The 25,101-nt window shown below is 52.7% G+C and carries 35 protein-coding genes; all 35 read left to right on the top strand.

Features of this window, described 5'->3' with window-relative positions; all coding sequences use genetic code 11:
• Positions 1-60 precede the first annotated feature (60 nt).
• The 35 genes from rpoC to EAW52_RS19530 all read left to right on the top strand — a co-directional run bounded on the left by rpoC (position 61) and on the right by EAW52_RS19530 (position 25,098).
• Positions 61-4,263 (top strand): DNA-directed RNA polymerase subunit beta', encoded by a 4,203-nt coding sequence (gene rpoC, locus EAW52_RS19700; protein ID WP_010796746.1) that lies wholly within the window; start codon positions 61-63, stop codon positions 4,261-4,263.
• A 150-nt stretch (positions 4,264-4,413) separates the two neighbouring features.
• Positions 4,414-4,785 carry a 30S ribosomal protein S12 gene (gene rpsL, locus EAW52_RS19695; protein WP_010796747.1) on the top strand — a complete coding sequence of 124 codons (372 nt, stop codon included), beginning with the start codon at positions 4,414-4,416 and terminating at the stop codon, positions 4,783-4,785.
• Between the two features lie 96 nt (positions 4,786-4,881).
• On the top strand, positions 4,882-5,355 hold the full coding sequence (gene rpsG / locus EAW52_RS19690) for a 30S ribosomal protein S7 (RefSeq protein WP_010796748.1): 474 nt from the start codon (positions 4,882-4,884) through the stop codon (positions 5,353-5,355).
• An 18-nt stretch (positions 5,356-5,373) separates the two neighbouring features.
• The gene (gene fusA / locus EAW52_RS19685; protein ID WP_122043687.1) at positions 5,374-7,476 is read left to right on the top strand and encodes an elongation factor G; all 2,103 of its coding nucleotides are present in this window, start codon (positions 5,374-5,376) and stop codon (positions 7,474-7,476) included.
• Positions 7,477-7,505: 29 nt separating this feature from the next.
• Positions 7,506-8,699: an elongation factor Tu gene (gene tuf, locus EAW52_RS19680; protein WP_010796738.1), complete on the top strand. Its 1,194-nt coding sequence runs from the start codon at positions 7,506-7,508 to the stop codon at positions 8,697-8,699.
• 142 nt (positions 8,700-8,841) lie between these two features.
• Complete coding sequence (gene rpsJ, locus EAW52_RS19675) at positions 8,842-9,153, top strand: 30S ribosomal protein S10 (protein WP_003243886.1); 312 nt, start codon at positions 8,842-8,844, stop codon at positions 9,151-9,153.
• 83 nt (positions 9,154-9,236) lie between these two features.
• Entirely contained in the window at positions 9,237-9,872 is a 636-nt protein-coding gene (gene rplC / locus EAW52_RS19670; protein WP_010796750.1) for a 50S ribosomal protein L3, read from the top strand.
• 14 nt (positions 9,873-9,886) lie between these two features.
• Positions 9,887-10,489, top strand: coding sequence for a 50S ribosomal protein L4 (gene rplD, locus EAW52_RS19665; protein ID WP_010796751.1), 603 nt, complete (start codon positions 9,887-9,889; stop codon positions 10,487-10,489).
• Positions 10,486-10,785: a 50S ribosomal protein L23 gene (gene rplW / locus EAW52_RS19660; RefSeq protein ID WP_010796752.1), complete on the top strand. Its 300-nt coding sequence runs from the start codon at positions 10,486-10,488 to the stop codon at positions 10,783-10,785. The genes rplD and rplW overlap by 4 nt, the downstream gene beginning before the upstream one ends.
• Before the next feature lie 13 nt (positions 10,786-10,798).
• On the top strand, positions 10,799-11,620 hold the full coding sequence (rplB, locus tag EAW52_RS19655; RefSeq protein ID WP_010796753.1) for a 50S ribosomal protein L2: 822 nt from the start codon (positions 10,799-10,801) through the stop codon (positions 11,618-11,620).
• A gap of 18 nt (positions 11,621-11,638) precedes the next feature.
• A complete protein-coding gene (gene rpsS / locus EAW52_RS19650) occupies positions 11,639-11,914 on the top strand; it encodes a 30S ribosomal protein S19 (protein ID WP_010796754.1) in 276 nt (91 codons plus the stop codon).
• Positions 11,915-11,927: 13 nt separating this feature from the next.
• Complete coding sequence (rplV, locus tag EAW52_RS19645; RefSeq protein WP_003103908.1) at positions 11,928-12,260, top strand: 50S ribosomal protein L22; 333 nt, start codon at positions 11,928-11,930, stop codon at positions 12,258-12,260.
• 13 nt (positions 12,261-12,273) lie between these two features.
• The gene (gene rpsC, locus EAW52_RS19640) at positions 12,274-12,960 is read left to right on the top strand and encodes a 30S ribosomal protein S3 (RefSeq protein ID WP_010796755.1); all 687 of its coding nucleotides are present in this window, start codon (positions 12,274-12,276) and stop codon (positions 12,958-12,960) included.
• A 12-nt stretch (positions 12,961-12,972) separates the two neighbouring features.
• Positions 12,973-13,386, top strand: coding sequence for a 50S ribosomal protein L16 (rplP, locus tag EAW52_RS19635; protein ID WP_010796756.1), 414 nt, complete (start codon positions 12,973-12,975; stop codon positions 13,384-13,386).
• Positions 13,386-13,577: a 50S ribosomal protein L29 gene (gene rpmC / locus EAW52_RS19630; protein WP_010796757.1), complete on the top strand. Its 192-nt coding sequence runs from the start codon at positions 13,386-13,388 to the stop codon at positions 13,575-13,577. The genes rplP and rpmC overlap by 1 nt, the downstream gene beginning before the upstream one ends.
• 2 nt (positions 13,578-13,579) lie before the next feature.
• Positions 13,580-13,846, top strand: a complete 267-nt coding sequence (gene rpsQ, locus EAW52_RS19625) for a 30S ribosomal protein S17 (protein ID WP_010796758.1) — start codon at positions 13,580-13,582, stop codon at positions 13,844-13,846.
• Positions 13,847-13,858: 12 nt separating this feature from the next.
• Positions 13,859-14,227 (top strand): 50S ribosomal protein L14, encoded by a 369-nt coding sequence (gene rplN, locus EAW52_RS19620; RefSeq protein WP_007161241.1) that lies wholly within the window; start codon positions 13,859-13,861, stop codon positions 14,225-14,227.
• A 12-nt stretch (positions 14,228-14,239) separates the two neighbouring features.
• Positions 14,240-14,554: a 50S ribosomal protein L24 gene (rplX, locus tag EAW52_RS19615; protein WP_010796759.1), complete on the top strand. Its 315-nt coding sequence runs from the start codon at positions 14,240-14,242 to the stop codon at positions 14,552-14,554.
• 19 nt (positions 14,555-14,573) lie between these two features.
• Positions 14,574-15,113: a 50S ribosomal protein L5 gene (gene rplE, locus EAW52_RS19610; RefSeq protein WP_010796760.1), complete on the top strand. Its 540-nt coding sequence runs from the start codon at positions 14,574-14,576 to the stop codon at positions 15,111-15,113.
• Between the two features lie 12 nt (positions 15,114-15,125).
• Positions 15,126-15,431, top strand: a complete 306-nt coding sequence (rpsN, locus tag EAW52_RS19605; protein WP_010796761.1) for a 30S ribosomal protein S14 — start codon at positions 15,126-15,128, stop codon at positions 15,429-15,431.
• A 161-nt stretch (positions 15,432-15,592) separates the two neighbouring features.
• Positions 15,593-15,985: a 30S ribosomal protein S8 gene (rpsH, locus tag EAW52_RS19600; RefSeq protein WP_010796762.1), complete on the top strand. Its 393-nt coding sequence runs from the start codon at positions 15,593-15,595 to the stop codon at positions 15,983-15,985.
• An 11-nt stretch (positions 15,986-15,996) separates the two neighbouring features.
• Entirely contained in the window at positions 15,997-16,530 is a 534-nt protein-coding gene (gene rplF / locus EAW52_RS19595; RefSeq protein ID WP_010796763.1) for a 50S ribosomal protein L6, read from the top strand.
• A 10-nt stretch (positions 16,531-16,540) separates the two neighbouring features.
• Positions 16,541-16,891, top strand: a complete 351-nt coding sequence (gene rplR / locus EAW52_RS19590) for a 50S ribosomal protein L18 (protein WP_010796764.1) — start codon at positions 16,541-16,543, stop codon at positions 16,889-16,891.
• A gap of 3 nt (positions 16,892-16,894) precedes the next feature.
• Entirely contained in the window at positions 16,895-17,395 is a 501-nt protein-coding gene (gene rpsE, locus EAW52_RS19585) for a 30S ribosomal protein S5 (protein WP_010796765.1), read from the top strand.
• 2 nt (positions 17,396-17,397) lie between these two features.
• Entirely contained in the window at positions 17,398-17,580 is a 183-nt protein-coding gene (gene rpmD, locus EAW52_RS19580) for a 50S ribosomal protein L30 (RefSeq protein WP_010796766.1), read from the top strand.
• 3 nt (positions 17,581-17,583) lie between these two features.
• Positions 17,584-18,018 carry a 50S ribosomal protein L15 gene (rplO, locus tag EAW52_RS19575; RefSeq protein ID WP_019366103.1) on the top strand — a complete coding sequence of 145 codons (435 nt, stop codon included), beginning with the start codon at positions 17,584-17,586 and terminating at the stop codon, positions 18,016-18,018.
• Positions 18,019-19,347: a preprotein translocase subunit SecY gene (gene secY / locus EAW52_RS19570; protein ID WP_010796768.1), complete on the top strand. Its 1,329-nt coding sequence runs from the start codon at positions 18,019-18,021 to the stop codon at positions 19,345-19,347.
• Between the two features lie 29 nt (positions 19,348-19,376).
• On the top strand, positions 19,377-19,493 hold the full coding sequence (rpmJ, locus tag EAW52_RS19565) for a 50S ribosomal protein L36 (protein ID WP_003281814.1): 117 nt from the start codon (positions 19,377-19,379) through the stop codon (positions 19,491-19,493).
• Between the two features lie 132 nt (positions 19,494-19,625).
• The gene (gene rpsM, locus EAW52_RS19560; protein ID WP_010796769.1) at positions 19,626-19,982 is read left to right on the top strand and encodes a 30S ribosomal protein S13; all 357 of its coding nucleotides are present in this window, start codon (positions 19,626-19,628) and stop codon (positions 19,980-19,982) included.
• A 30-nt stretch (positions 19,983-20,012) separates the two neighbouring features.
• The gene (gene rpsK / locus EAW52_RS19555) at positions 20,013-20,402 is read left to right on the top strand and encodes a 30S ribosomal protein S11 (RefSeq protein ID WP_003093689.1); all 390 of its coding nucleotides are present in this window, start codon (positions 20,013-20,015) and stop codon (positions 20,400-20,402) included.
• 16 nt (positions 20,403-20,418) lie between these two features.
• A complete protein-coding gene (gene rpsD, locus EAW52_RS19550; protein ID WP_010796770.1) occupies positions 20,419-21,039 on the top strand; it encodes a 30S ribosomal protein S4 in 621 nt (206 codons plus the stop codon).
• Positions 21,040-21,061: 22 nt separating this feature from the next.
• Positions 21,062-22,063, top strand: a complete 1,002-nt coding sequence (gene rpoA / locus EAW52_RS19545) for a DNA-directed RNA polymerase subunit alpha (RefSeq protein WP_010796771.1) — start codon at positions 21,062-21,064, stop codon at positions 22,061-22,063.
• Positions 22,064-22,106: 43 nt separating this feature from the next.
• Positions 22,107-22,499: a 50S ribosomal protein L17 gene (gene rplQ / locus EAW52_RS19540; RefSeq protein ID WP_010796772.1), complete on the top strand. Its 393-nt coding sequence runs from the start codon at positions 22,107-22,109 to the stop codon at positions 22,497-22,499.
• A 166-nt stretch (positions 22,500-22,665) separates the two neighbouring features.
• Positions 22,666-24,123 carry a catalase gene (locus tag EAW52_RS19535; protein ID WP_122043685.1) on the top strand — a complete coding sequence of 486 codons (1,458 nt, stop codon included), beginning with the start codon at positions 22,666-22,668 and terminating at the stop codon, positions 24,121-24,123.
• A gap of 126 nt (positions 24,124-24,249) precedes the next feature.
• Complete coding sequence (locus EAW52_RS19530) at positions 24,250-25,098, top strand: MBL fold metallo-hydrolase (protein WP_122043684.1); 849 nt, start codon at positions 24,250-24,252, stop codon at positions 25,096-25,098.
• Positions 25,099-25,101 lie beyond the last annotated feature (3 nt).

Raw genomic sequence — 25,101 nt, 5'->3', positions numbered from 1 at the left:
CGACGCCAAGAAGGCATGGCCGTCAAGGCGGTCATGCCTGGTCCGTGAGGAGGAAAGGCCTTGAAAGACTTGCTGAATCTGTTGAAAAACCAGGGTCAACTCGAAGAGTTCGATGCCATTCGTATCGGTCTGGCCTCGCCCGAGATGATCCGTTCCTGGTCCTTTGGCGAAGTGAAGAAGCCCGAGACCATCAATTACCGTACGTTCAAGCCTGAGCGTGATGGTCTTTTCTGTGCCAAGATCTTTGGTCCAGTAAAGGACTACGAGTGTCTGTGCGGAAAGTACAAGCGCCTTAAGCACCGTGGCGTTATTTGTGAAAAGTGTGGTGTAGAAGTTGCGCTGGCCAAAGTGCGTCGTGAGCGCATGGGTCATATTGAGCTGGCGTCCCCAGTTGCACACATTTGGTTTCTGAAGTCACTGCCGTCCCGTATCGGCCTGCTGCTGGACATGACTCTGCGGGATATCGAGCGAGTGCTCTATTTCGAGAGCTACGTTGTCATCGATCCGGGCATGACCACGCTTGAAAAATATCAGCTGCTCAATGACGAGCAGTACTTTGAAGCTCTTGAAGAGTTCGGTGACGATTTTGACGCCCGCATGGGCGCCGAAGCGGTTTTCGAATTGCTGGGCGGCATTGATCTGGAGCACGAAATTGGCCGCCTGCGCGAAGAAATTCCGCAAACTAATTCTGAAACCAAGATCAAGAAGCTATCCAAGCGCTTAAAGCTGATGGAAGCCTTCCAGGGCTCTGGCAATAAGCCTGAATGGATGGTCATGACGGTGCTGCCCGTTCTGCCTCCAGATCTGCGTCCGCTAGTTCCGCTGGATGGCGGCCGTTTTGCAACGTCTGATCTAAACGATCTTTATCGTCGCGTTATCAACCGTAATAACCGACTGAAGCGCCTGCTTGATCTGTCTGCGCCCGATATTATCGTGCGTAACGAAAAGCGGATGCTGCAGGAGGCGGTTGATGCACTGCTGGATAATGGCCGTCGCGGTCGCGCAATCACGGGCTCTAACAAGCGTCCGCTGAAATCGCTGGCTGATATGATCAAGGGTAAGCAGGGCCGCTTCCGTCAAAACCTGCTGGGTAAGCGCGTGGATTATTCAGGCCGTTCGGTTATTACCGTAGGTCCGACCTTGCGTCTGCATCAGTGCGGTCTGCCCAAGAAAATGGCGTTGGAGCTATTCAAGCCATTCATCTTTGGCAAGCTGGAAGCTCGCGGTATGGCGACTACCATCAAGGCCGCCAAGAAAATGGTTGAGCGTGAGCTGCCTGAGGTCTGGGACGTTCTCGCCGAAGTCATTCGCGAACACCCTGTATTGCTGAACCGTGCTCCGACGTTGCACCGTTTGGGTATTCAGGCGTTCGAGCCTGTGCTCATTGAAGGCAAGGCGATTCAGTTGCACCCATTGGTGTGTGCGGCTTATAACGCTGACTTCGATGGTGACCAGATGGCTGTCCACGTGCCGCTGACACTGGAAGCTCAGCTGGAAGCTCGCGCATTGATGATGTCGACCAACAACATCCTGTCGCCTGCTAATGGTGAGCCGATTATCGTGCCGTCGCAGGACGTGGTGCTGGGCCTCTATTACATGACGCGCGAGGCGGTGAACGCCAAGGGTGAAGGTCGTGTATTTGCTGACCTGCAGGAAGTCGATCGCGTATTCCGCGCTGGCGAAGCTGCGCTGCATGCCAAGATCAAGGTTCGTATCAATGAAAAGGTGAAGCAGAAGGACGGCTCTGTCGTTAGCAACACCCGTATCGTTGATACGACAGTAGGTCGTGCCTTGCTATTCCAGGTTGTTCCTGCCGGTTTGCCGTTCGATGTCGTAAACCAGTCGATGAAGAAAAAGGCGATCTCCAAACTGATCAACCATTGCTATCGCGTGGTAGGTCTAAAGGATACCGTCATTTTTGCAGACCAACTCATGTACACCGGTTTCGCCTATTCGACCTTGTCGGGCGTTTCCATTGGCGTGAACGACTTCGTTATTCCAGACGAGAAGGCTCGTATCATTGATGCCGCTACGTCTGAAGTAAAAGAGATCGAAAGCCAGTATGCCTCTGGTCTGGTTACTCAGGGTGAGAAGTACAACAAGGTGATCGACCTTTGGTCGAAGGCTAACGACGAAGTATCCAAGGCGATGATGACCAATCTCTCGAAGGAGAAGGTGATCGATCGTGAGGGTAAGGAAGTTGATCAGGAGTCATTTAACTCCATGTATATGATGGCTGACTCAGGTGCGCGGGGCTCCGCTGCACAGATTCGTCAGTTAGCCGGTATGCGTGGTTTGATGGCCAAGCCTGATGGCTCCATCATCGAGACGCCTATTACTGCGAACTTCCGTGAAGGTCTGAACGTACTCCAGTACTTCATTTCCACGCACGGTGCACGTAAAGGCTTGGCGGATACCGCCTTAAAGACTGCGAACTCAGGTTACCTGACTCGCCGTCTGGTTGACGTTGCGCAAGACTTGGTTGTAACCGAAGTCGACTGTGGTACCGAGCATGGCCTGGTTATGACGCCGCACATCGAAGGTGGCGACGTGGTCGAGCCGTTGGGCGAGCGCGTCCTTGGTCGGACCATTGCACGTGATGTCTTCAAGCCCGGTGCGGATGACGAAGTCATTGTTCCTGCAGGCACTCTGGTAGATGAGCGTTGGGTTGAGTTCCTCGAGCTGAATAGCGTAGACGAGGTAGTGGTTCGCTCTCCAATTACCTGTGAAACACGTCATGGTATCTGTGCCAAGTGCTACGGCCGTGATCTGGCTCGCGGACATCAGGTTAATATCGGTGAGGCGGTTGGTGTTATTGCTGCTCAGTCGATCGGTGAGCCTGGTACACAGCTGACCATGCGTACGTTCCACATTGGTGGCGCGGCCAGCCGTACATCCGCAGCGGATAATGTTCAGGTGAAGAACGGCGGTACCATCCGTCTGCATAACCTGAAACACGTTGAACGCGCTGACGGTGCGTTGGTTGCTGTATCCCGTTCCGGTGAGCTAGCTATTGCGGATGACTTTGGTCGTGAACGTGAGCGCTATCGTCTGCCGTACGGTGCAGTAATCTCTGTCAAGGAAGGTGACAAGGTTGAGCCGGGTGCTGTGGTGGCCAAGTGGGATCCGCATACCCACCCGATCGTAACCGAGATGGACGGTACCGTAGCCTTTGTCGGCATGGAAGAAGGTATCACGATCAAGCGTCAGACCGATGAGTTGACAGGTTTGACCAATATCGAAGTATTGGATATCAAAGATCGTCCAAGCTCCGGTAAAGACATTCGTCCGGCTGTAAAGTTGATTGATGCAAATGGTCGCGACTTACTGTTGCCAGGTACTGACGTACCAGCCCAGTACTTCCTGCCGCCCAATGCATTGGTTAACCTGAACGATGGTGCCAAGGTTCATGTGGGTGACGTCATTGCACGTATCCCGCAGGAAACATCGAAGACCCGAGATATTACGGGTGGTCTGCCGCGTGTGGCTGACCTGTTCGAAGCGCGTCGTCCAAAAGAGCCGGCTATTCTTGCGGAAATCAGCGGTACGATTTCTTTTGGTAAGGAAACAAAAGGCAAGCGTCGTTTGGTAATTACGCCTACCGACGGTAGTGAGCCGTACGAGGAGCTAATTCCTAAGTGGCGTCACCTTAACGTCTTTGAGGGCGAGCAGGTGAGTCGCGGTGAGGTTATCTCCGATGGTCCAAGCAATCCGCATGACATCCTTCGGTTGTTAGGCGTAAGTGCGCTGGCGAAATACATCGTGAATGAGATTCAGGATGTATATCGTCTGCAAGGCGTGAAGATCAACGACAAGCACATTGAGACCATCCTGCGCCAGATGCTGCGCAAGGTGGAGGTGAGTGAAGTTGGTGATTCAAGCTTCATCAAGGGTGATCAGATGGAGTTGACTCAGGTACTGGAAGAAAATGAGCGCCTGGTTGCAGAAGATAAGTTCATTTCCAAGTACGAGCGTGTGCTGCTGGGTATCACGAAGGCATCCTTGTCAACGGAATCCTTTATTTCGGCAGCTTCCTTCCAGGAGACAACGCGCGTTCTTACTGAGGCGGCGGTAACAGGTAAGCGTGACTTCCTGCGTGGCCTGAAGGAGAACGTTGTTGTGGGTCGTCTGATCCCGGCGGGTACTGGTCTGGCGTATCACAGCGAGCGCAAGCGTCAGCGGGAAATTGGCAAGCCTCAGCGTGTGAGTGCGAGCGAGGCGGAAGCTGCGCTGACCGAAGCGTTGAACTCAAGTGGTAGCTAAGCAGTAAATCAAACGAAGCCTTGGCCGAGTGGTCAGGGCTTCGTATTGACGGTACGGGAGAACCTCTTTAGACTTTCGTACCCCGAAAATTGGCAGGGCCCATGGTCCTGCCATTTCGTTTGTGTCGTAAGACAATCAGTGGAGCTATAGATGGCAACTATCAACCAGCTGGTGCGTAAGCCGCGCAAGCGTCTCGTCGAAAAGAGCGACGTGCCTGCGCTGCAGAACTGCCCGCAACGTCGTGGTGTTTGCACCCGCGTATATACAACTACCCCTAAGAAGCCTAACTCGGCACTGCGTAAAGTATGCCGTGTACGTTTGACAAACGGCTTCGAAGTGACTTCCTACATTGGTGGTGAAGGTCACAACCTGCAAGAGCACAGCGTGGTACTGATCCGTGGCGGTCGTGTAAAGGACCTTCCGGGTGTGCGCTACCACACTGTACGCGGCTCTCTGGACACCTCTGGTGTTAAAGACCGTAAGCAGGGTCGTTCTAAGTACGGCGCGAAGCGTCCGAAGTAATCTATTCTTTTTGTTCGAGTCGATAAGAGTAAGGTCAGGCGTAACCTGCTTGTTACAGTCCTGAGCTAACCTGAAGACCGTTTTGAGGGCTTATCAATGCCAAGACGTCGTGTAGCGGCCAAGCGCGAAATACTTGACGATCCAAAATACGGAAGCCAGATCCTGGCCAAGTTCATGAACCACGTAATGGAAAGCGGCAAGAAAGCCGTTGCTGAGCGTATCGTTTATGGTGCTCTGGACAAGGTCAAAGAGCGTTCCAAGAATGCCGACCCCCTGGAAGTTTTCGAAAAAGCGCTCGACGCCATCGCTCCGCTGGTCGAAGTGAAGTCCCGCCGTGTAGGCGGTGCTACCTACCAGGTGCCGGTCGAAGTTCGTCCGTCCCGTCGTAACGCTCTGGCCATGCGCTGGCTTGTGGACTCTGCGCGTAAGCGTGGTGAGAAGTCCATGGCTCTACGCCTGGCGGGAGAGCTCATGGATGCATTCGAAGGCAAGGGCGCCGCAGTCAAGAAGCGTGAAGACGTGCATCGCATGGCAGAGGCCAACAAGGCCTTCTCGCACTACCGCTTCTAATCAAGCGAGGACCTTATCGTGGCTCGTACTACCTCAATTAATCGCTACCGTAATATCGGTATCTGCGCCCACGTGGACGCAGGTAAAACGACTACCACGGAGCGTATTCTGTTTTACACCGGCGTGAACCATAAGATGGGTGAGGTTCATGACGGCGCAGCTACTATGGACTGGATGGTTCAGGAGCAGGAGCGTGGTATTACCATTACTTCTGCTGCTACCACAGCGTTCTGGTCCGGCTCCACTAAGCAGTATGACAAGTACCGCGTAAACATCATTGATACCCCTGGTCACGTTGACTTCACTATTGAAGTTGAGCGTTCCTTGCGTGTACTGGACGGTGCTGTTGTTGTTTTCTGCGGTACTTCGGGTGTAGAGCCTCAGTCTGAAACTGTATGGCGTCAGGCTAACAAGTACGGTGTTCCGCGTATTGTCTATGTCAACAAGATGGACCGCGCTGGTGCCAACTTCCTGCGTGTTGTTGAGCAGATCAAAAAGCGTCTAGGTCATACACCTGTCCCGGTTCAGCTGGCTATCGGTGCTGAAGATAACTTTCAGGGTCAGATTGACCTTCTGAAGATGAAGGCGATCTTCTGGAACGATGATGACCAGGGCATGACCTATCGCGAGGAAGAAATTCCTGCAGAGCTTCAGGGCTTGGCTGACGAGTGGCGCTCCAACATGGTTGAAGCAGCTGCTGAAGCTAACGAAGAGCTGATGAACAAGTACCTGGAAGAAGGTGAGCTGTCGATCGAAGAGATCAAGGCTGGCCTGCGTCAGCGTACTATCGCATGCGAAATCGTTCCGGCTGTGTGTGGTTCCTCCTTCAAGAACAAGGGCGTTCCACTGGTTCTTGATGCCGTGATTGACTTCCTGCCGGCTCCGACAGAAATTCCTGCGATCAAAGGTGTCCATCCGGACAACGAGGAGCAGGAAGATGAGCGTCATGCTAATGACGAAGAGCCCTTCTCTGCTCTAGCGTTCAAGATTGCCACCGACCCGTTTGTAGGTACGCTGACTTTTGCGCGCGTTTATTCTGGTGTTCTGAATTCCGGTGATTCGGTTCTGAACTCTGTGAAGGGTAAGAAAGAGCGTGTGGGTCGTATGGTGCAGATGCACGCGAACACCCGTGAAGAGATCAAGGAAGTTCGTGCAGGTGACATTGCTGCTCTGATTGGTATGAAGGATGTTACTACGGGCGATACTCTTTGCTCGCTAGAAAAGCCGATTATCCTTGAGCGTATGGACTTCCCTGAGCCGGTAATTTCGGTTGCGGTTGAGCCGAAGACCAAGGCTGACCAGGAGAAAATGGGTATTGCATTGGGCAAGCTGGCCCAGGAAGACCCGTCTTTCCGAGTTAAGACCGACGAAGAGTCTGGTCAAACCATTATTTCCGGTATGGGTGAGCTGCACCTGGATATTCTGGTTGATCGTATGAAGCGCGAGTTTGGTGTTGAGGCTAACATCGGCAAGCCTCAGGTAGCCTACCGTGAAACTATCCGGAACAAGTGCGAAATCGAAGGTAAGTTCGTTCGCCAGTCCGGTGGTCGTGGTCAGTTCGGTCACTGCTGGATTCGTTTCGCCCCGGCTGATGAAGGTCAGGAAGGTCTCGAATTTACCAGTGAGGTAGTGGGTGGTGTGATTCCGAAAGAATACATCCCTGCTATTCAGAAGGGCATCGAAGAGCAGATGAAAAACGGTATCGTTGCCGGTTATCCGCTGCTTGGCCTGAAAGCAACTGTATTCGACGGCTCTTATCATGACGTCGACTCCAACGAAATGGCGTTCAAAATCGCTGCTTCGATGGCGACCAAGCAGTTGACCCAGAAGGGTGGTGCTGTTCTGCTTGAGCCAATCATGAAGGTCGAGGTGGTAACGCCTGAAGACTACATGGGCGACGTAATGGGTGACCTGAACCGTCGTCGCGGCCTGATCCAGGGTATGGAAGATACTGTATCCGGTAAGGTGATTCGTGCTGAAGTTCCGCTGGGCGAGATGTTTGGCTACGCTACTGATGTGCGTTCCATGTCTCAAGGTCGTGCTAGCTACTCCATGGAGTTCGCCAAGTACGCTGAAGCGCCATCGAACATCGCCGAAGCTATTATCAAGAAACAAGCTTAATAAACGCTTTCTAGTAGGGGTTTATACTCGTGGCTAAAGAAAAATTTGAACGTAACAAACCGCACGTCAACGTCGGCACCATCGGCCACGTCGACCATGGTAAGACAACGCTGACTGCAGCACTGACCAAGGTTTGCTCTGAAACTTGGGGTGGTTCTGCCCGTAACTTCGACCAGATCGATAACGCTCCGGAAGAAAAAGCGCGCGGTATTACCATTAACACTTCCCACGTTGAGTACGATTCGGCCACTCGCCACTACGCTCACGTTGACTGCCCTGGCCACGCTGACTATGTGAAGAACATGATCACCGGTGCTGCGCAGATGGACGGTGCGATCCTGGTTTGCTCGGCAGCTGACGGCCCCATGCCGCAGACTCGTGAGCACATCCTGCTGTCCCGTCAGGTAGGCGTTCCTTACATTGTCGTGTTCCTGAACAAGGCCGACATGGTTGACGACGCTGAGCTGCTCGAGCTGGTAGAAATGGAAGTTCGCGATCTGCTGAACACCTATGACTTCCCAGGTGACGACACTCCGATCGTTGTAGGTTCCGCGCTGATGGCGCTGGAAGGCAAAGACGACAACGAAATCGGTGTTTCTGCTGTGCGTAAGCTGGTTGAAACTCTGGATGCCTACATCCCTGAACCAGTTCGTGCAATCGATCAGCCGTTCCTGATGCCGATCGAAGACGTATTCTCCATCTCTGGTCGCGGTACTGTAGTAACAGGCCGTGTTGAGCGTGGTATCGTCAAGGTGGGTGAGGAAGTTGAAATCGTAGGTATCAAAGCTACGACCAAAACTACCTGCACCGGCGTTGAAATGTTCCGTAAGCTGCTAGACGAAGGTCGTGCAGGTGAGAACGTTGGCGCCCTGCTGCGTGGTACCAAGCGTGAAGACGTTGAGCGTGGTCAGGTTCTGGCTAAGCCGGGCACCATCAAGCCGCACACCAAGTTCGAGTGCGAAGTGTACGTTCTGTCCAAGGAAGAAGGCGGTCGTCATACTCCGTTCTTCAAGGGCTACCGTCCTCAGTTCTACTTCCGTACTACTGACGTGACTGGTAACTGCGAACTGCCGGAAGGCGTTGAGATGGTAATGCCGGGCGACAACATCAAGATGGTTGTTACCCTGATCGCTCCGATCGCCATGGAAGAAGGTCTGCGTTTCGCTATTCGCGAAGGCGGCCGTACCGTAGGCGCCGGCGTGGTTGCCAAGATCGTCGAATAATATCGACGTTCGTCCAGAGAAGGCCCTTCGGGGCCTTTTCTGCTTTGTCTATTATTGACACCCCTCTGGCGTCTCTATAGAATTGCGCCTCCTTTTATCGGGCATATTCTGCCTGAGGGGAAAGCTTGGAGTCTGAGGTCAAATGCAAAACCAACAAATCCGTATTCGGTTGAAGGCTTTTGATCATCGCCTGATTGATCAGTCCACCCAGGAAATCGTGGAAACCGCGAAACGTACTGGTGCTCAGGTGCGTGGTCCGATTCCTCTGCCTACCCGCAAGGAACGTTACACAGTGCTGATTTCTCCGCACGTCAACAAGGATGCACGTGACCAGTACGAGATTCGTACTCACAAGCGTGTGCTGGATATCGTCCAGCCAACGGATAAAACCGTTGATGCGCTGATGAAGCTCGACCTTGCTGCTGGTGTAGAAGTACAAATCAGCCTCGGCTAAAACCTTGGAGTTTTAGTCGTGTAACGCTCTGAAATGGGCGGCCATAGCGGGTGAAAGCCCCGTACACTCAAGAGGTTTATACAATGACTATTGGTGTAGTCGGTCGTAAGTGCGGCATGACCCGCGTTTTCACCGAGGAAGGTGTTTCCGTTCCGGTTACAGTCATCGAGATTGAGCCGAACCGTGTAACACAGATGAAAGTAGAAGAGACTGATGGCTATCGTGCTGTTCAAGTGACAGTGGGTGAGCGTCGTGCTTCTCGTGTTAGCAAGGCTCAGGCAGGTCACTTTGCCAAAGCGAGCGTTGCTGCTGGTCGTAGCGTTCTGGAGTTTCGTCTTGAAGAAGGCGAGTACAACGCTGGTGATCAGATCACGGTTGATATTTTCCAAGCTGGACAGCTGGTCGATGTGACTGGTCAGTCCAAAGGTAAAGGCTATGCCGGTACCATTAAGCGTTGGAACTTCCGTGGCCAAGATAATACTCACGGTAACTCCGTTTCTCACCGCGCACCTGGCTCTATCGGCCAGTGCCAGACTCCTGGTCGAGTGTTCAAGGGCAAGAAGATGTCCGGTCACCTGGGTGCTGAGCGTGTAACTGTGCAGTCCCTTGAAATTGTCCGTGTTGATGCTGAGCGCAACCTGCTTCTGGTCAAGGGTGCCATTCCTGGCGCGCCTGGCGGTGATGTGGTTGTTCGTCCTGCAGCCAAGGCTCGCGGTTAAGAGGGGAACGGAACATGCAACTAAATGTAAATGGCTCACAGGCTATTGAAGTCTCTGAGCGCGCCTTTGGTGGCGAATTCAACGAGACGCTGGTCCATCAGGCAGTAGTCGCCTACATGGCTGGCGGTCGTCAGGGTACTCGCGCTCAAAAGACTCGCTCCGAAGTATCTGGCGGCGGCAAAAAGCCCTGGCGTCAAAAGGGTAGCGGTCGTGCCCGTGCAGGTACTATTCGTAGCCCTATCTGGCGTGGCGGTGGTACCACTTTTGCTGCTAAGCCGCAGAACCATGAGCAGAAGCTCAACAAGAAGATGTATCGCGCTGCGCTGCGCTCCATTCTGGCGGAGCTGGTACGTCTGGATCGTCTGGTCGTAGTGGACGAGTTTTCTATCGATGCCCCTAAGACTAAAGGGTTGGTAAACAAGCTTGACGGCCTTGGCCTGAAAGATGTCCTGATTGTGACTGATAACGTCGATCAGAACCTTTACTTGGCTGCCCGCAACCTGCCTTTCGTTGACGTTCGTGATGTACAGGGTTCCGACCCTGTTAGCCTGATCGCTTACGACAAGGTTTTGGTCACAGTGTCTGCCGTGAAGAAATTCGAGGAGCTGCTGGGATGAACCAGGAACGTGTATTCAAGGTACTGCTTGGTCCGCACATCTCCGAGAAGGCAACGGTGCTAGCGGAAAACCAAAAGCAGTTTATTTTCAAGGTTGCTACTGATGCAACCAAGCTGGAAATCAAGAAGGCGGTCGAGCAGCTGTTCGACGTTAAAGTGCGCAGTGTTAGCACCCTGAATGTAAAGGGTAAGACTAAGCGTACCGCACGTGGTCTGGGCAAGCGTAACGATTGGAAGAAGGCATATATTGCTCTCCAGCCGGGCCAAGACCTCGATTTCTCCAGCAATGCTGAGTAAGTAAGGGGGCATCATGGCAATCGTAAAATGCAAGCCGACCTCCGCTGGCCGCCGTTTCGTGGTCAAGGTTGTCAATGCTGATCTGCACAAGGGCGCCCCGTATGCTCCTCTTCTGGAGAAGCAGGGTAAGTCCGGTGGCCGTAATAACAACGGTCGTATCACCACTCGTCACAAGGGTGGCGGTCATAAGCAGCACTATCGTCTGGTTGATTTCCGTCGCGATAAGGACGGTATCCCGGCTGTTGTTGAGCGCGTTGAGTACGATCCAAATCGTACTGCTCACATCGCGCTGCTGAAGTACGCTGATGGCGAACGTCGTTACATCATCGCTCCGAAAGGTGTGACAGCAGGTGATCAGCTGATCTCTGGTGCTGGTGCGCCAATCAAAGCAGGTAACAGCTTGCCTCTGCGCAATATCCCGGTAGGTAGTACTGTTCACGGTATTGAGCTCAAGCCAGGCAAAGGCGCACAGATCGCCCGCTCAGCTGGTGCTTCCGCCCAGCTAGTTGCTCGTGAAGGCGCTTATGTAACGCTGCGTCTACGCTCTGGCGAGATGCGCAAGGTTCTAAGTGAATGTCGCGCAACGTTGGGTGAAGTATCCAATACCGAGCACAGCCTGCGTTCCCTGGGTAAAGCAGGTGCTAAGCGCTGGCGTGGTATTCGTCCAACCGTCCGCGGTGTGGCGATGAACCCTGTTGATCACCCGCATGGTGGTGGTGAGGGTCGTACCTCCGGTGGCCGTCATCCGGTGTCTCCATGGGGCTTCCCGACCAAGGGCGCGAAGACCCGTGCGAACAAGCGCACTGACAAGATGATCGTCCGTCGCCGCAAGTAACGAATTGAGGATACGACTGTGCCACGTTCTCTTAAGAAAGGTCCTTTTATCGATCTTCACCTACTGAAGAAGATCGAAGTTGCGGTAGAGAAGAACGATCGTAAACCAATTAAGACTTGGTCGCGTCGTTCGATGATTCTTCCGCAGATGGTCGGCCTGACCATCGCTGTACACAACGGCCGCCAGCATGTCCCGGTGCTAGTCAACGAAGACATGGTTGGTCATAAACTCGGCGAGTTCGCTGCTACCCGCACTTATCGCGGTCATGCGGCTGACAAGAAAGCCAAGCGTTAAGGGGTAAGGAAAGATGGAAGTAGCCGCTAAGCTGTCGGGCGCTCGAATCTCCGCCCAGAAAGCCCGCTTGGTCGCCGACCAGATTCGCGGGAAGAAGGTGGGCGAGGCGCTCAACCTCCTGGCTTTCAGCAGTAAGAAAGCTGCCGAGATCATGAAAAAAGTGTTGGAGTCGGCTGTTGCCAATGCCGAGCACAACGAAGGCGCAGACGTGGATGACCTAAAAGTCTCCACGGTTTTCGTCAACGAAGGGCGTTCGCTGAAGCGCATCATGCCGCGCGCCAAAGGTCGTGCTGATCGCATCGTGAAGCGGTCTTGCCATATCACGGTCAAGGTTGCGGACAAGTAACGGAGTCGATCAGATGGGTCAGAAAGTACATCCCAATGGCATTCGCCTGGGCATCGTCAAGGAGCATACTTCCGTTTGGTATGCAGATAAGCGCACTTACGCTGATTATCTGCTCTCCGACCTGAAGGTTCGTGAGTACCTCCAAGACAAACTAAAAAGCGCGTCCGTAAGCCGTATCGATATTCATCGTCCGGCGCAAACTGCACGCATTACCATCCACACTGCTCGTCCCGGTATCGTTATCGGCAAGAAAGGTGAGGATGTAGAAAAGCTGCGTCAGGACCTGACCAAGCAAATGGGTGTGCCTGTGCACATCAACATCGAAGAGATCCGTAAGCCGGAACTCGACGGTGCGCTGGTTGCGCAAAGCGTGGCTCAGCAGCTCGAGCGTCGCGTTATGTTCCGTCGTGCGATGAAGCGCGCAGTGCAGAGTGCGATGCGTCTTGGTGCCAAAGGCATCAAGATTCAGGTGAGTGGTCGTCTTGGCGGGGCAGAAATTGCTCGTACCGAGTGGTATCGCGAAGGTCGTGTGCCGCTGCACACACTGCGTGCCGATATTGACTACGCAACTGCGGAAGCGCACACCACTTATGGTGTGATCGGTGTGAAGGTTTGGATCTTCAAAGGCGAGGTCATTGGTGGCCGCCAGGAAGAGCTTAAGCCTGTAGCTCCTGCTCCGCGTAAAAAAGCTGCTAAGTAAGGAGTACGCATCATGCTGCAACCTAAGCGTACAAAATTCCGCAAGCAGATGACCGGTCACAACCGTGGCTTGGCTCATCGCGGTAGTAAAGTAAGCTTTGGCGAATATGCGCTGAAAGCTGTTGGCCGTGGCCGTCTTACTGCTCGCCAGATCGAAGCAGCTCGTCGTGCCTTGACTCGTCACGTTAAGCGTGGCGGTAAAATCTGGATCCGTGTGTTCCCGGACAAGCCTGTTACCAAGAAGCCCCTTGAAGTGCGTATGGGTAAAGGTAAGGGTAGTGTTGAGTACTGGGTAGCCCAGATCCAGCCGGGCAAGGTCCTCTACGAGATCGAGGGTGTTTCTGAGGTTCTGGCTCGTGAAGCTTTTGCGCTCGCGGCTGCCAAGCTTCCCGTTGAAACCTCCTTTGTTAAGCGGACGGTGATGTAATGAAAGCGCAAGAATTACGTGAGAAATCCGTCGAGGAGCTGAACGAGCAGCTCCTCAGCCTGCTGCGTGACCAGTTTAATCTGCGTATGCAGAAGGCAACTGGCCAATTGGGGCAGTCTCACATGCTCTCGCAAGTGAAGCGCGACATTGCTCGTGTCAAGACTGTGCTGAACCAGCAAGCAGGTAAGTGATCATGGCTGAAGCTGAAAAGACCGTCCGTACACTGACCGGCCGAGTGGTCAGTGATAAAATGGACAAAACCATCACTGTATTGATCGAGCGTCGCGTTAAGCACCCGATCTACGGTAAATACGTCAAGCGTTCCACCAAGCTGCACGCCCACGACGAAAACAATCAGTGCCGCGCTGGTGACCTGGTCACCATTCGCGAAACCCGCCCTCTGGCAAAGACCAAGGCGTGGACGCTGGTTGATGTCGTTGAGCGCGCCGTACAAGTGTAAGGGTGAAGAGCCATGATTCAGACTCAATCCATGCTCGATGTGGCCGATAACAGCGGTGCTCGTCGTGTTATGTGCATCAAGGTGCTGGGTGGTTCGCATCGCCGCTACGCAGGTATTGGCGACATCATCAAGGTCACCGTAAAAGAAGCCATTCCTCGTGGAAAGGTGAAGAAGGGCCAGGTGATGACGGCTGTTGTGGTGCGTACTAAGCACGGTGTGCGCCGTACTGACGGCTCCATCATTCGCTTCGACGGTAACGCGGCTGTTCTGTTGAACAACAAGCAGGAGCCTATCGGTACCCGTATCTTTGGGCCGGTGACGCGTGAACTTCGCTCTGAGAAGTTCATGAAGATCGTCTCCCTTGCCCCCGAAGTGCTGTAAGGAGTAGCCGTCATGCAAAAGATTCGTCGTGACGATGAAGTAATCGTCATCGCAGGCAAGGACAAGGGCAAGCGCGGTAAGGTGCTCAAGGTTCTGGCTGATGACCGTTTGGTTGTTGGTGGTGTTAACCTTGTCAAGCGTCACACCAAGCCTAACCCCATGCTGGGCGCGCAAGGTGGCATTGTTGAGAAGGAAGCTCCTCTGCATGTCTCCAACGTTGCTATCTTCAATCCTGAAACTAACAAGGCTGACCGCGTAGGTTTCAAGGTAGAGGACGGTAAAAAAATTCGTATCTTTAAGTCGAACCAGAAAGCGGTTCAGGCTTAAGGTTGCTAGGTAGATCACCATGGCACGATTGAAAGAAGTTTATCGGAAGGACATCGCGCCCAAGCTGAAAGAACAGCTTCAGCTGGCTAACGTGATGGAAGTTCCGCGTATCACTAAAATCACTCTGAATATGGGTGTTGGTGAGGCGGTAGGCGATAAGAAGATTATCGACAATGCGCTGGCTGACCTTGAAAAAATCGCTGGTCAGAAGCCGGTTGTAACTTACGCGCGTAAGTCGATCGCTGGTTTTAAGATCCGTGATGGTTGGCCGATTGGCGTCAAGGTAACTCTGCGTAGCGATCGCATGTACGAGTTCCTGGATCGTCTGCTGGCTATCTCTTTGCCGCGCGTTCGTGACTTCCGTGGTCTGAATGCCAAGTCCTTTGATGGTCGCGGTAACTACAGCATGGGTGTTAAAGAGCAAATCATCTTCCCGGAAATCGATTACGATAAAATCGATGCGCTCCGCGGTATGGATATTACTCTGACTACAACTGCTCGTACGGATGAGGAAGGTCGTGCACTGCTTCGTGCATTCAACTTCCCGTTCCGTAACTGATAGGAGCTACGTATGGCTAAGCAAAGCATGAAGAACCGTGAGCTGAAGCGTCAGCAAACGGTTGCTAAGTTTGCAGCTAAGCGCGCTGAGTTAAAGGCAGCTATTGCCAATCCCAACACTTCTCCGGAAGATCGTTGGGCTGCACAGGTTGCACTTCAAAAGCAGCCGCGCGACGCTAGCGCCAGTCGTCTGCGTAATCGCTGCCGTTTGACTGGTCGTCCGCACGGTGTATACCGTAAGTTCGGTCTGTCGCGTATTATGCTGCGCGAAGCTGCAATGCGTGGTGATGTTCCTGGTCTGGTTAAAGCCAGCTGGTAATTTCATAGCAATTTGCAGTAAGTATGCGAATCAAGCCCCTTTTGGGGCTTGATTCGTTTTTGTATGCCTACTAGAATATCCGGCTCGCCCGAGTCGGCATGTTTTCGGCTGGGCAGTTTCAGAGCTATAGGCTCATTTATGCATTTAGGAGCTACAAGCCCATGAGTATGCAGGACCCGTTAGCAGATATGCTAACTCGTATCCGTAATGCCCAGATGGCTGAAAAGTCCGTCGTAAGCATGCCTTCTTCCAAGCTGAAGGTGGCGGTAGCTAAAGTCCTTAAGGACGAAGGTTACATCGCGGGTTTTCAGGTCAGCACGGAAGTTAAGCCGCTGCTGTCCATCGAGCTGAAGTATTTCGAAGGTAAGCCTGTAATCGAAGAGCTTAAGCGTTCTAGCCGTCCTGGCCTTCGCCAGTACAAATCTGTTGACCAGTTGCCGAAAGTGCGCGGCGGTTTGGGTGTATCGATCGTGTCCACCAACAAGGGTGTGATGACTGATCGTGCAGCCCGTGCTGCTGGTGTAGGCGGCGAAGTGCTCTGCACTGTTTTCTAAGGGGAAGAAGCATGTCTCGCGTTGCTAAAAACCCCGTTAAGCTTCCTGCCGGTGTTGAAATTAACCTGGCTGGTCAACAGCTTTCTATTAAGGGTTCCAAAGGCTCTCTTGAGCTTAAGGTTCATCCTTCTGTTGAAGTCTCTCAAGAGTCCGGTGAGCTTCGTTTCGCCGCTCGTAATGGTGATCAGCAGACTCGTGCCATGGCTGGTACTACCCGTGCGCTGGTTAACAATATGGTCATTGGCGTGAGCCAAGGCTTTGAGCGCAAGCTTCAGCTGGTTGGTGTTGGTTATAAAGCTCAGGCCAAGGGCCAGGTTCTTTCGCTTTCCCTGGGTTTCTCTCACCCGGTCGACTATGAATTGCCGCAAGGCATTACTGCTGAGACCCCGAGCCAGACTGATATCCTGATTAAGGGTATTGATAAGCAGCTCGTTGGACAGGTGGCAGCAGAGATTCGTGATTTCCGTCCGCCAGAGCCCTATAAGGGCAAAGGTGTACGTTATTCCGATGAAGTCGTTCGCCGTAAAGAAGCCAAGAAAAAGTAGGGCATAGCAAATGAGCGTAAAGAAAGAAACTCGACTGCGTCGCGCTCGCAAGGCACGCCTGAGAATGCGCGAGCTGGAAACTGTACGCCTGTGCGTATACCGTTCCTCTCAGCACATCTATGCCCAGGTCATCGCGGCCGACGGCAGCAAGGTTCTGGCCAGTGCGTCTACGCTGGACAAAGATCTGCGCGAAGGCGCAACCAGCAACATCGAAGCGGCGCAAAAGGTCGGCAAGCTGGTAGCAGAGCGTGCCAAAGCGGCTGGCGTTACTCAAGTAGCGTTTGATCGTTCTGGCTTCAAGTATCATGGTCGCGTTAAGGCGCTGGCCGATGCCGCTCGTGAAGGCGGGCTGGAGTTCTAAGTCATGGCAAACAACGATCAAAAGCGCGACGAAGGTTACATCGAGAAGCTCGTTCAAGTTAACCGTGTTGCTAAAACCGTTAAAGGTGGCCGTATCTTCGCTTTCACTGCACTAACCGTGGTGGGTGATGGTAAGGGTCGTGTTGGTTTTGGCCGTGGTAAGGCGCGCGAAGTTCCTGCAGCTATTCAAAAGGCTATGGAAGCTGCGCGCCGTAACATGATTCAGGTTGATCTGAACGGCAACACACTTCAATACCCAGTGAAGTCTGCTCATGGCGCATCCAAAGTTTTCATGCAGCCTGCTTCTGAAGGTACGGGTATCATTGCCGGCGGTGCCATGCGTGCCGTTCTAGAGGTAGCTGGCGTTCAGAACGTTCTGGCTAAGTGCTATGGCTCTACTAATCCAGTAAACGTTGTCTATGCAACGTTTGAGGGTTTGAAGCACATGCAGTCGCCTGAGTCGGTCGCGGCCAAGCGTGGCAAGAGCGTCGAGGAGATTCTCTGATCATGGCTACTTCAACTGTTAAAGTTACGCTGATCAAAAGCGTGAATGGCCGTTTGGCTAATCACAAAGCCTGCGTCAAGGGTCTCGGCCTGCGTCGCATCGGTCATACCGTTGAAGTTCTGGATACTCCAGAAAACCGCGGCATGATTAATAAGGCTTACTATTTATTGCGTGTGGAGGGTTAAGTTATGAAACTTAACGATCTACGTTCCGCTCCTGGTGCACGTCGTGAAAAGCTGCGTCCAGGTCGTGGTATCGGTAGCGGTCTTGGTAAGACTGGCGGCCGTGGCCACAAGGGTGCTACTTCCCGTTCCGGCGGTAAGGTTGCTCCTGGTTTCGAGGGTGGTCAACAGCCCCTTCACCGTCGTCTGCCGAAGTTTGGTTTCGTATCGCTGAAAGCCCTTGATCGCGCTGAGGTTCGTACTTCAGAGCTGGCAAAGGTAGAAGGCGGCGTGATCACTTTGCAAGCGCTGAAAGATGCCAATGTTATCAATCGTAGCGTTGTGCGCGTTAAGGTCGTTCTCTCTGGCGAAATCAGTCACGCTGTTACCTTGAAGGGCATTCCTGCCACTAAGGGTGCTCGCGCGGCTATCGAAGCAGCTGGCGGTAAGATCGAGGAATAAATGGCTAAGCAAGGTTCTCTCTCTGCGCTCAACAATGGCGGTTTGTCGGAACTGTGGGCGCGCTTGCGCTTCCTGTTTCTGGCAATCATCGTTTATCGAATTGGTGCGCATATTCCAGTTCCAGGTATAAATCCTGATCAATTGGCTGCACTGTTTCGGCAGAACGAGGGGACCATTCTTAGCCTGTTCAACATGTTCTCTGGCGGTGCGCTGGAGCGGATGAGTATATTTGCACTTGGGATCATGCCGTATATCTCGGCATCGATCATCATGCAGCTTCTCACTGCTATCAGCCCACAGCTAGAGCAGTTGAAAAAAGAAGGCGAGTCTGGTCGCCGCAAGATCAGTCAGTACACTCGTTACGGTACGCTCGTGCTTGCGCTGGTTCAGGCTACGGGTATGTCTGTAGGACTGGCGAGTCAAGGTGTAGCCTTTTCAGCAGGGTTCAGCTTCTATTTTGTTGCTGTAACCACATTTGTTGCGGGCGCACTTTTTATGATGTGGCTGGGTGAACAGATAACCGAGCGAGGTGTTGGTAATGGAATTTCCATGCTGATCTTCTCGGGAATCGTTGCTGGCTTACCGCGGGCGATTGGTCAATCCTTCGAGTCTGCTCGTCAAGGCGATATTAATATCTTCGCTCTGATAGCTGTGGGCCTTGTTGCTGTTGCTATCATTGCGTTCGTGGTCTTCATCGAGCGCGGCCAGCGTCGTATCGCTGTTCATTATGCTAAGCGCCAGCAAGGCCGTAAGGTGTTTGCAGCGCAAAATAGTCATTTGCCACTGAAAGTAAATATGGCGGGTGTCATACCTGCTATCTTTGCAAGTAGCATTTTGCTGTTCCCGGCCTCGCTAGGCTCGTGGTTCGGTCAGTCTCAAGGGCTCGGTTGGCTTCAGGATGTGGCTCAGGCCATTGCTCCAGGGCAGCCGCTTAATATCTTGCTGTTTAGTGCGGGGATCATATTTTTCTGCTTCTTTTACACAGCCTTGATGTTTAACCCTAAGGACGTTGCCGAGAACCTAAAGAAGTCTGGTGCGTTTATTCCAGGAATCCGTCCTGGTGAGCAGTCTGCACGCTATATAGATGGTGTGTTGACGCGTTTGACCATGTTCGGCGCCCTGTATATGACGGCGGTCTGCTTGTTGCCCCAGTTTCTGGTGGTTGCAGCCAACGTGCCGTTTTACCTCGGCGGGACTTCGCTGCTGATCGTAGTTGTGGTGGTCATGGACTTTATGTCCCAGGTCCAATCGCATCTTGTATCCCACCAGTATGAGTCTCTGATGAAGAAAGCCAACCTGAAGGGCTACGGCGGCGGAATGCTCCGCTGATCTGTACCCGTAAGGTTAAGGAGTTGGTGATGAAAGTTCGTGCATCGGTCAAGAAGCTGTGCCGTAACTGCAAAATCATCCGTCGCGACGGCGTCGTTCGGGTGATCTGCAGCGCGGAGCCGCGTCACAAGCAGCGCCAAGGCTGAGTGTGAATACACGCGTATAACCCGACAGCTAGTGTGCTGTCGGGTTGATCATTTTTTATTACAGCGTTAATATCTCGCGCCCTTTTCTTGGCTTCCAGGGCGTGGGTTGCTGTCACATGGAGTTTTTCTAGAATGGCCCGTATTGCAGGCGTTAACATTCCGGATAACAAGCATACTGTTATCTCGCTGACCTATATCTATGGTATTGGTCGCACTACTGCTCAGAATATCTGTGCGGCCACAGGCATCAGCCCGTCCGCCAAAATCAAGGATCTGAGCGACGAGCAGATCGATCAGCTGCGTAATGAAGTCGCTAAGCTCGTCACTGAAGGTGACCTGCGTCGCGAACTCAACATGAATATCAAGCGCTTGATGGACCTGGGTTGCTACCGTGGCCTTCGCCATCGTCGCGGTCTGCCGGTTCGTGGTCAGCGTACCAAGACCAACGCGCGTACCCGTAAGGGCCCGCGTAAGCCGATCCGCAAGTAATCGCATCCGCGAATCGACAGGAATTTAGTCATGGCAAAACCTGCTGCTCGTCCTCGTAAGAAAGTCAAAAAGACAGTGGTTGATGGCATCGCCCACATCCATGCGTCTTTCAATAACACCATCGTAACCATTACTGATCGTCAAGGTAATGCGTTGTCCTGGGCTACTTCTGGTGGTTCCGGTTTCCGTGGCTCCCGTAAGAGCACTCCGTTCGCTGCCCAGGTTGCAGCTGAGCGTGCCGGACAGGCAGCTCTTGAGTACGGTCTCAAGAACCTTGACGTAAACGTCAAAGGCCCAGGCCCGGGCCGTGAGTCTGCAGTGCGTGCATTGAACGCCTGTGGTTACAAGATCGCCAGCATTACCGACGTGACGCCCATCCCGCATAATGGATGCCGTCCGCCGAAGAAGCGTCGCGTGTAATAGGAGACAGTAAGAAATGGCTCGTTACATTGGTCCCAAGTGCAAACTGTCCCGCCGTGAAGGCACCGATCTCTTCCTGAAGAGCGGTGTGCGCGCGATTGAATCTAAGTGCAATATTGAAACTGCTCCTGGAGCTCACGGTCAGCGTCGTGGTCGTTTATCCGACTATGGCCTGCAGTTACGTGAGAAGCAAAAAGTTCGCCGTATCTACGGCGTCTTGGAGCGTCAGTTTGCTGGTTATTACAAAGAAGCTGCTCGTCGCAAAGGTGCAACAGGCGAAAACCTGCTGCAGCTGCTAGAAACTCGTTTGGATAACGTTGTTTACCGTATGGGTTTCGGTGCTACTCGTGCAGAGTCTCGCCAGCTGGTTTCTCACAAGTCCATTACTGTTAATGGTCAGACTGTAAACATCCCGTCCTACCAAGTTAAGCCTGGTGATGTGGTAGCAGTACGCGAGAAGGCAAAGAATCAACTGCGTATCGCCCAAGCTCTCGAGCTTTGCGCCCAGCGCGGTCGTGTTGAGTGGGTAGAAGTCGACTCCGAGAAGAAGTCTGGTACGTTCAAGAGCGTTCCGGCTCGTGGCGACCTTTCCGCCGACATCAACGAAAACCTGATTGTCGAGCTCTACTCCAAGTAAGGGCTAGAAAATAGGTGCATCCATGCAGAGTTCGGTAAATGAGTTCCTGACCCCCCGGCACATTGATGTGCAGGCGGTCAGTCCAACCCGCGCCAAAATCACGCTCGAGCCTCTCGAGCGCGGTTTTGGTCATACCTTGGGCAACGCGCTTCGTCGCATCTTGTTGTCCTCCATGCCTGGCTGCGCGGTGGTCGAAGCCGAAATTGATGGCGTACTACACGAGTACAGCGCAATCGAAGGCGTGCAGGAAGACGTTATTGAAATCCTGCTTAACCTTAAAGGTCTGGCTATCAAGCTTCATGGTCGTGACGAGGTGACTCTGACCCTTTCCAAGAAAGGTCAAGGTCCCGTTCTGGCTTCCGATATTCAGCTTGAGCATGACGTTGAAATCGTCAATGGCGATCATGTCATTGCTCATCTGGCTGATAACGGTTCGCTGAACATGCGGCTTAAGATTGCTCGTGGCCGTGGCTATGAGCCGGCTGATGCTCGCCAGAGTGAAGAAGACGAGACGCGTGCGATTGGTCGCCTGCAGCTCGATTCCTCTTTTAGCCCGGTTCGCCGTGTGGCCTATGTGGTCGAAAACGCTCGTGTTGAGCAGCGTACTAACCTGGATAAGCTGGTTCTTGATCTTGAGACCAATGGTACTCTGGATCCTGAGGAAGCTATCCGTCGTGCTGCAACCATCTTGCAACAGCAATTGGCTGCTTTCGTTGATCTCAAAGGTGACAGTGAGCCTGTTGTCGTTGAGCAGGAAGACGAAATTGATCCGATTCTGCTGCGTCCGGTTGATGACCTTGAACTGACCGTCCGTTCGGCTAACTGCTTGAAAGCTGAGAATATCTACTATATCGGTGATCTGATTCAGCGTACCGAAGTAGAGCTGCTCAAGACGCCTAATCTAGGTAAGAAGTCGCTTACCGAGATTAAGGATGTCCTAGCTTCACGTGGTTTGTCGCTTGGCATGCGCCTGGACAACTGGCCCCCGGCAAGTCTTAAGAAGGACGATAAGGCTACAGCCTGATCGTTATTAGTCACCGAACGTTAGTTTGGTAAGGAATTTAACCATGCGTCATCGTAAAAGTGGTCGTCACCTGAACCGCACGAGCGCACACCGCAAGGCTATGTTCCAGAACATGGCTGTGTCGCTGTTCGAGCATGAACTGATCAAAACTACTCTTCCAAAAGCCAAGGAACTGCGTCGCGTTGCCGAGCCGCTGATCACTCTGGCCAAAGAAGATAGCGTTGCTAACCGTCGTCTGGCTTTCGACCGTACTCGTTCGAAAGCTGCTGTCGGCAAGCTGTTTAACGATCTGGGCAAGCGTTATGCAAATCGTCCAGGTGGTTACCTGCGTATTCTCAAGTGCGGCTTCCGTGCTGGTGATAACGCTCCTATGGCCTATGTTGAGCTGGTTGACCGTCCTATTGGCGGCACAGTTGAGGCTGAATCTGCTGAGTAAGCAGTGAGTGTTATCAAAAGCCGGGCCTAGTGTCCGGCTTTTTTATGCTTAAAATAGGTGGTTTTTCTATCACAAGGCTAGATCTAATAAATTAGATCTACCGTCCCGCTTTTAACATACTTCTCTGCAAGACGCGCTGAAGCGCAATTCCAAGGGAGAAGTTTTCATGAGCCAGAACAATACGCTCACTAATGCTAGCGGCATTCCAGTTGCCGACAATCAAAACTCTCGCTCTGCCGGTGAACGTGGGCCGTTGCTGTTGGATGATTTTCATCTTGTTGAAAAGCTGGCTCACTTCAACCGTGAAGTGATTCCTGAGCGTCGTGTACATGCGAAAGGTTCTGGGGCTTACGGCACTTTTACTGTTACTCAAGATATTACCCATCTATCCTCTGCTCGGCTTTTTGAAAGCGTAGGTAAGCAGACGCCGGTATTCTTGCGTTTTTCTACTGTTGGCGGTGAGCGTGGCTCGGCAGATACCGAACGTGATCCTCGTGGTTTTGCCTTGAAGTTTTACACGGAAGAGGGTAACTGGGATATCGTTGGTAACAACACGCCTGTTTTCTTCCTGCGTGATCCACTGAAGTTTCCTGATTTCATTCATACGCAGAAGCGCAATCCGCAGACTAACCTAAAGAGCCCGCAAATGATGTGGGACTTCTGGTCGCATTCTCCGGAGTCACTGCACCAGGTAACCATTCTATTCTCTGATCGTGGTATTCCTGACGGCTATCGCTTCATGCATGGCTTTGGGAGTCACACGTTTAGCGTTATCAATGAAGCGGGTGAGCGGCGCTTCGTGAAGTGGCATTTTAAGAGCAAGCAGGGCATCAAGAACCTATCTCCCGCGGAAGCTACGAGGTTGGCCGGTACTGATCCAGATTATGCTCAGCGTGATCTGTTCGATGCAATCGAGCGGGGTGACTTTCCGAAATGGCGCGTTTGCATTCAGGTGATGGACGAAGCTGAAGCGTTTAGCCGCACAGAGAATCCGTTCGATGTCACCAAGGTATGGTCGCAAAAAGAGTTTCCGTTGATTGAAGTGGGTGAGCTGGTGCTTAACCGTAATCCGCTCAACTATTTTGCAGAGGTTGAACAGGCAGCTTTTGCTCCTAGCAATGTAGTGCCAGGGGTTGGTCTGTCGCCTGATCGAATGTTGCAGGGGCGCGTGTTCGCTTATGCTGATGCTCAGCGTTATCGCGTCGGAACCAACTATCAGCAGCTGCCTGTAAATGTTCCGCGTTCGCCTTACCAGAACTACCAGCGTGATGGTGCCATGCGTTTTGATGGTAATGGTGGGGCCGCACCCAACTATGAGCCAAACAGCTTTAGCAATGCACCCAAGCAGGCCCCTCAGTACCGTGAGCCTGCAATGACATTGAGTGGTGCAGCGGATCGTCATGATCATCGCCTGGACGAGGATTATTACTCTCAAGCAGGAGCGTTGTTCCGCCTGATGTCCGATGCGCAAAAGGCATTGTTGATCGATAACATCACTGGTGCTATGCGTTCTGTTACGCGTGACGTTCAATGCCGCCAGATTGCTCATTTTCTTAAGGCGGATCGCGCTTATGGTGAGGGGATCGCCAGTGGTTTGGGTGTGTCCTTAAGCGAAGTGGAATAAGTATCGTCAGTTCAGAAGGCCCTCCTACGAGGGGCTTTTTATTGTCTGCAAATAAATGTACAGATAGAGGAAACACCTGCCGCCCGCGGTGTGTCGCAATAAAAGAACCACACTGGGATTGATCTCATGCGTATACATCATCTTAACTGCGGTTGTATGTGTCCGTGGGGCGGTGCGCTTTTTGATGGATTTAGCAAAGGCCTGACAGGACATCTTGTTTGTCATTGTCTGTTGATTGAGACAGACAACGATGGCCTTGTCTTGGTTGATACAGGGTTTGGTGCCCGTGATGTTCATGCACCGCACAAGCGTCTTAGCAGATTTTTCATTGGGTTCAACAATATCCAGTTTGAGATGCGTTATACCGCTATCGAGCAAATTCGGCTGCTTGGATTCCAGGCCAGCGATGTACGCCATATTGTGCTTACCCATCTGGACTTCGATCATGCGGGTGGTCTGGAGGATTTTCCAGACGCCACGGTTCATGTGCTAGAGCGTGAGATAAGTATGGCCCGTTTGCCTCATGGCTATATAGGCAAGCGACGCTACCGTTTTCATCAATGGGACCAGGTAAGGCGCTGGGAACTATATGAGCCTCAAGGCGAGGCATGGTATGGCTTTTCTGCAGTTCGGGATTTGAAAGGTCTGCCTCCAGAAATTCTCATGATTCCATTGGCAGGCCATACTTGGGGGCATGCGGGGATTGCCATTCAGACACCGACAGGTTGGTTGCTTCACGCTGGTGATGCTTACTTTTATCGTGAAGAAGTCGGGCAGCCGAAGCGTTCCTGTACGCCAGGTTTGCGTTTTTATCAAACGATGATGGAAGTTAACCGAGAGCTACGTCTGCGTAATCAGCAGCGGCTGCGTGAGCTTTCGTTGACACATAAGAGTGAGGTGGAGCTTTTTTGCAGTCATGATGCAAAGGAGTTGGAGCGCTGCCAGCAAAGTGGCCGACAGAGCTCCAAGTTGTAGATG

Source organism: Pseudomonas sp. LTJR-52 (assembly GCF_003691465.1).
In the GTDB taxonomy this organism is placed as follows: Bacteria; Pseudomonadota; Gammaproteobacteria; order Pseudomonadales; family Pseudomonadaceae; genus Chryseomonas; species Chryseomonas luteola.
The sequence above is the reverse complement of the archived record's forward strand: the minus strand, read 5'-3'. Positions and strand labels throughout refer to the sequence as shown.